A 5362-nucleotide genomic window follows, 5' to 3' on the forward strand; every position below is an offset into this window, starting at 1 on the left:
CGCCGCGGTCATCTCCGCGGCCCGGGTCAACATGCACCGCAAGCTGCTGAAGACCGCGGCCGCGACCGGCGGCGTCCTGCCCCCGGCCCAGGACGCCGGGGTGTGGACGGTCCGCTTCGGCGACCAGGCGCTCATGCCGGTCGCGCTGCTGTCGGACTGCGCCGTCTACCCCTCGACCGGTCCTTCGCCGCTGGACGTCCTCCCCTACGACACCGCGGGCAAGCCCGCCCCGGGCACGTTCCGGCTCGGTGTCTCCCCGGGGATGGTCAAGCACGAGGGGACCCGCGAGCTGTACTGGGCCGTCGGCCTGCTTGAACAGCAGCACAACCCCGCCCGCCACATCAAGGGCGACGACGCCCCGGACGAAGGAGAGTGACCTCGTGGGCGACACCGTCATCGCGGTGGCCGGCACCCTGCTCGGCGGCCTGCTCACGGCGTTACTCCAGGCCCGCAGTACCCGTGCGGCCCGCATCGCCGACCGCGCCGACCGCCGCGCGGACGACCTGCGCGCCGCTCTCGGCGCGCTGGTGGCGGCGATAGGCGACCACCGCCGGACCATGTGGCGCCGTGAGCACCTCCGCCTGACCGGCGCCCCCGCCACCGACTACGACACGGCCCGAACCGACAGCCACGCCACCCGCTCCGCGGTCACCGGCCCGCTCGTCACCGTCTCCGTCCTTGAGCCCGGCCTCGCCCCGGCGGCCCGCGCCGCTGCCCAGGCCGCGTTCGACCTACGCGGCGCTACCGACCTCGACGCCCTCGCAGCGATGCGGGAGCACGCCATCACCGCCACCGACGACCTGGTCGCCGCCGCCGGCCGCACCCTGACGATCCAAGGAGCCTGACCCGTGGGCGAGATCGACGACGCACTCCGCCGGGCGGCCGCGAACACCGCAACCCGCCCCATCCCGAAGAGCGCGCAGGCCCAGATGCGCTTCCTGGTCAAGGCCGAGAAAGGCTCCACCCGCGCCGCGGCCGCCCGGCTCGGCGTCACCCAGCGCACCGTCGAGCGCTACCTCAAAGGCACCCTGCGCCGCCCCCGCGCGGACCTCGCGGCCCGCCTCGAACGGGAGGTCCGCAAGGACTGGCAGCCCCGCGTCCAACAGCGCGCGAAGAAGCAGGCCGCCTCCAGGGGCGGCATCGTCATCGAGACCCGGGCCCGCTTCGGCTACACCGCAGCCCCCGGCAGCACCGACGACTCCCGGATGCGCCGCATCACCCAGCACCTCCCGCCCGTCTACGCCGCCCGGCTGTTCGACGCGCAGTCCGCCGGCGCCACCGAGCAGCAGCTGCAGCGCATCGCCGCCGAAGGGCTCCAGGAGATCTACTTCAAGGACCGCGGCCGCCGCGCGGCCGACCTCGAAGTCGAGTTCACCGACATCGACTACATCGAACTCGACTTCTGAACACCGGTGGACGCAGGCACGGGCCACCCGCCAGTGCCGCGACCGACATCCCGCCCACGACGGCCCCCACCTCCAAGCCCGTTAGGACGACACGTGACCACCTCCGACCTGCCCGAGCCCACCCCCGCCGACACCGCCTCGCTGGACCAGCTCGCCGCGCAGTGGCGCGATCTCCCGCCTGACCAGGCCGCTACCGTGGTCTCCGCCGCCCATGCCCTGCGGGACGCCCCCAGCGACCAGACAGCCACCGCCCTGTTCGCCGCGCTTCAACAAGCCGGGTTCGATACCGCACCGGAGCCGGGCGACGCCGAAGACTGAACGCCCGTCGCGATACAGGTGGCGGCCGATACGCCCTCGCTGCCCCGCTCAGCTCTTCGACGTACGGGAGCCGGCGTACCAGCAGCAGCTCCGACGCGACGATGCCGAAGACGGACTTCGTCGACCTTTTCGCCCGGCGAGCCGGCCGGGCAAACCGTCTGCTACACCGAGGACGAACTGCGTGCCTGGCATGCGGCCTGGGAGAAGCAGGCCAGCCGGGCGACCGGCGGTCGTGTCCTGCAGACGCCGACCCTGATGCCACGCTGACAAACATCGCGAGGGGGAAGCGGCGAAAGACAGAGCCGCAGGAGCTGGTCACGCAGGTTTTTATTTCGGAATTATGATCCACAAACGGAGAAGCTGGAGGCGATTTTCACCCGATGTGCATTTTTCTGAGCGGACCGCCGGTGGAGCTGGTACACAGGGGTATTCGACTCGATCCGGAAGGCTTTTCATGAGTGTCCACTGCGGCGCGCCCGATCCCGGATCAGCCGTGCTGTGCACAGGCGTGCCCGCGCACGACGGCGATCACCGCGGCGGTGGCCGGCGGTGGCCGCGGGCCGAGTGCTGGAAGTTCCCCTGTGGCGCTGCGGTGCCGTGCGTGGAGGCGCGTGGGCACACCGGTCGCCACGTCGCTACGGCCCTCCGGGTCTCGCCGTCGACGGGGGAGCCCGAGGAGGTGCGGGTGGAGTGGAACGACGACGGCCCGCTGCACTGGCTGCCGGACGGGCCGCCGCCGAGAAAGGCGTGGGTGCCCAACATCGCGGCCGGGCGGGACCAGGGCGAGCAGATCGTGTGCTGCCCCGGCTGGCCCGAGTGCGAGCGCTGCACCGAGGCCTCGCCCGGTCCGGTCGGCCTGCCCCTGGTGGAGGAGTCCACCCCGGGGCAGCAGCTGCTCGCGGAGATGGTCGCCCACACCCGCGCCCGGGGGGCGGTGTCATGAGCGCCGACCGAACCGTCGCGGTGTGGACTCGGACCACCGGCTGCGGTGTCCGGGTCTCCACGCTCACCGATGACGGCCGGGTCCACGTCACCGGACTGCCGCCGCTGGGCGAGCCATGGTTCGAAGGAGACGACGACCCGGACTACAACCCGGTATGCGACTGCCCCAGAGCCCCGCGCGGTTGGTGCGAGCAGTGCGACGACTGCCCGACCTGCGCGCAGTGCACCCACCGAACGTAGCTGCTCAGCAGGCGACTCCGGCCCCGCGCCACATCTGTGGTGGCTGAGGCGCTGTGCCGGGACGCGGCGGCCCTCACCGCGTGCAGCGGGCGGGTTGCTGCTCAGGTTCGCCTACGCGGTTGCAGCTGCAGCAACCGGTGTGCCGCTGGTCGGGTTGCTGCCTCGTGAGCAAGCCCGCAGCGCGCACGCGAAGAACTCGTCGACATCGACGCTGGCGTCCCGGCGGGTGACCTCCCACAGGGCTTTCAGCGCTTCGAAGGCGGCCACGACGGGGAGGGTGGGTTCCGAGTGCGCCCGGGTTTCTGTGTCCAGGTACTGGGCGAAGCCGAAGCTGTGGGTACCGGTCTTCTCCGCGTCGACCGCACGCTGGTGGGCTCTGCGAGCTGCCTCGAACCACCGCACGCCGTCGGCCGTGCCCAGGGCGTTGACGACGATCGCGAAGAACGGGGTGACCAGTTCCGCGCTCTCGGGCCACCGGTCGGCGCACGAACCGAAGCGGTTGCCCAGCTCCTGGGCGAAGTGGAAGCCGAAGTTGTGCGTCACGCCTCCACTCCTACCGCGGCCGCCCGGGGTGTCGGCCGGCGGCGCGCGGCAGGGCGCTCAAGGAACCCTCGAACGGGCGGCCCGGCGCGGGGCTTTCCCCTCCAGGGGAACGATGTACGCGCGCCGGCCGGGGACGACGACGGCGCCACTCCTGGTCGGGAGGGCGCCGTGGTGTGGTGCGGGCTGCTCCCGGTGGTTCAGCCGGCCAGTCGGAGGTCGGGGCGGACTTCGGGGGCGATCTCGGGGCGCGGGGCGTCCTCGCCGCCGTCGGGGTCGGGGTCGAAGTCGGTGCCTGTCCGGGCGTCGCGGGCGCGGGGGGGCCGGATGTCACCGGTGGGGAAGTTCAGCGGCCACACGAACGTCTCGGGGCTCTTCAGGTGGTTGACCATGTGGGCCAGCGACTCGTAGCCGGCCAGCAGCGGGTGGATGAGCACGGTGCCCTTGCGCTGCCGCTCGCTGATGATGCCCTTGTCCCGCAGCTGGCCGATCGAGCGGGAGACGACGGACTGGGTCAGCCCCAGGCGTTCGGCGATGTCCTGCTGCCGAATGTGGACCAGGCCGCCGGGCTTCTGGCGGGCGGTCAGGACGTCGAAGACGTCGCGGGCCGTCGGCGACAGGCAGGCGTTGGGCAGGACCTCGAACATCTCGGGGTTGTGGAAACCGGGGACGTTGTCGCTCATCGCGTGGCCTCGTTCCTCACGGTCGGGATGACGATCTCGTGCGCGAGCAGTGCCTTCTCCAGCGACTTCACCAGCTGCCGCTGCTTCCCGCTGCCCCACCGGTAAGCGTAGAGCGGGTGGAGGCGGTACACCCCGCGCCGTTCCTTCCAGGTGAAGTTGTGGCGGCTGAGCTGGCCGACCGCCCGGGAAACCTTCGACTGCGAGCAGCCGAACTTCACAGCGAGGCTGCTCTGGGTCATCTCCACCAGGGCCTGGTCGTTGTGGTTGGTCACCATGTGGTCCAGCACGTCGCGGGACGTCGCGGACAGCTTGAATTTCCACAGGTTCTCCTGGATCACCTGGGAAGTGCTCAGGTGCTGGCGCCCGTAGAAGACGTACGGCCTGCGCTCGGGGTCCGTGGTGAACGTGCCGCCGGTCTGAGCGAGCTTCTCGAACCGCTTCAGCAGGTCCCGAGCCGACTCCATGCCGTTGACTGCGTCCTGCTGCGGGGGCGGCGCGGGGACCAGCCGCGACACCTTCGCCGGCGCCTGCGCACTGCGCCGCAAGGGCTGAGCCACGGGCCTCTCCTCCATGATCGTCGGTGGCGCATAACATAGCAGAACTGCGATGTTATGCATGGGATCCATGCAGGGCACGGGCGTGTCGCTGGACAGGAACGATCTAGTCACCTACATGCATCCATCTCGGCGTCCGCGACAGAGATGCATGCACTCTGGGCGCATACATCTCCCGCGTTTTCGCAGGTCACAGCGTCGCGTCTATCTGATCTTTAGAGGTGCGCCCCCAAGGCCCGCGCTGTTGCCGCGCAGTGACCCCAAGCGGCCGCCAGCTCCGTGGGCACGGAACGCACCGTAGGCGGCACCAGCAGAACTCCGTCAGGCGTGGCTAGCGCCATCGGGGGAGGGTTCCGCTGCCCGGCCTAGTGGCCACTCGGCTCCGGCACCTCCGCACGCAGGAATTCCTGCCACCCCTCAGTCGGGGAACCGTTCTCCAGCTGAGGTACCCATCTTCCCAACTCGTAATTCCGCGCGTAAACCAATGGGCCCGAAACGCAAATTCGCTCTCTGTGAAACAGGTTATCCCGCTCCAGTGTCCGGGGGCTGTCCTCCGTTTCCGCCAACGCTACATGCCGCATCATCCCGATGCACCCGCTACACTAGAACCCACACGAACGAGCGACCCCCACCCCTGTAGCCAGCCCGGCCCGCGTCAGCGGGCACCAGGTCCTCAAGG

At 70.5% G+C, this 5362-nt stretch carries 8 protein-coding genes and 1 pseudogene; 6 read left to right on the plus strand and 3 right to left on the minus strand.

What is annotated here, in order from left to right:
• The 6 genes and pseudogenes from ACWERV_RS36410 to ACWERV_RS36435 all read left to right on the plus strand — a co-directional run.
• Positions 1 to 376, plus strand: a pseudogene (locus ACWERV_RS36410) (telomere-associated protein Tap); the annotation flags it as partial.
• Positions 377 to 380: 4 nt separating this feature from the next.
• The gene (locus ACWERV_RS36415) at positions 381 to 845 is read left to right on the plus strand and encodes a protein kilB (RefSeq protein ID WP_452941145.1); all 465 of its coding nucleotides are present in this window, start codon (positions 381 to 383) and stop codon (positions 843 to 845) included.
• A 3-nt stretch (positions 846 to 848) separates the two neighbouring features.
• Positions 849 to 1406, plus strand: coding sequence for a telomere-protecting terminal protein Tpg (tpg, locus tag ACWERV_RS36420; protein ID WP_452941147.1), 558 nt, complete (start codon positions 849 to 851; stop codon positions 1404 to 1406).
• A gap of 93 nt (positions 1407 to 1499) precedes the next feature.
• Entirely contained in the window at positions 1500 to 1724 is a 225-nt protein-coding gene (locus tag ACWERV_RS36425) for a hypothetical protein (protein ID WP_452941149.1), read from the plus strand.
• Between the two features lie 685 nt (positions 1725 to 2409).
• Positions 2410 to 2667 (plus strand): hypothetical protein, encoded by a 258-nt coding sequence (locus ACWERV_RS36430; protein WP_452941151.1) that lies wholly within the window; start codon positions 2410 to 2412, stop codon positions 2665 to 2667.
• The gene (locus ACWERV_RS36435) at positions 2664 to 2906 is read left to right on the plus strand and encodes a hypothetical protein (protein ID WP_452941153.1); all 243 of its coding nucleotides are present in this window, start codon (positions 2664 to 2666) and stop codon (positions 2904 to 2906) included. Before ACWERV_RS36430 ends, ACWERV_RS36435 begins: the two co-directional genes overlap by 4 nt.
• A 111-nt stretch (positions 2907 to 3017) precedes the next feature.
• Here the strand turns inward: ACWERV_RS36435 and ACWERV_RS36440 are convergent, their stop codons facing one another.
• The 3 genes from ACWERV_RS36440 to ACWERV_RS36450 form a co-directional block, all read right to left on the minus strand.
• Positions 3018 to 3449 carry a hypothetical protein gene (locus tag ACWERV_RS36440; protein WP_452941155.1) on the minus strand — a complete coding sequence of 144 codons (432 nt, stop codon included), beginning with the start codon at positions 3447 to 3449 and terminating at the stop codon, positions 3018 to 3020.
• A gap of 197 nt (positions 3450 to 3646) precedes the next feature.
• A complete protein-coding gene (locus tag ACWERV_RS36445; RefSeq protein ID WP_452941156.1) occupies positions 3647 to 4129 on the minus strand; it encodes a replication/maintenance protein RepL in 483 nt (160 codons plus the stop codon).
• On the minus strand, positions 4126 to 4686 hold the full coding sequence (locus tag ACWERV_RS36450) for a hypothetical protein (RefSeq protein ID WP_452941158.1): 561 nt from the start codon (positions 4684 to 4686) through the stop codon (positions 4126 to 4128). The genes ACWERV_RS36445 and ACWERV_RS36450 overlap by 4 nt, the downstream gene beginning before the upstream one ends.
• Positions 4687 to 5362: the final 676 nt, after the last annotated feature.

Source organism: Streptomyces sp. NPDC004031, from assembly GCF_053604375.1.

Bases quoted from the DNA above. Each gene is read 5' to 3' on its own strand.
- ACWERV_RS36435 (WP_452941153.1), top strand. From the start codon at position 2,664: ATGAGCGCCGACCGAACCGTCGCGGTGTGGACTCGGACCACCGGCTGC.
- ACWERV_RS36445 (WP_452941156.1), bottom strand. From the start codon at position 4,129: ATGAGCGACAACGTCCCCGGTTTCCACAACCCCGAGATGTTCGAGGTC.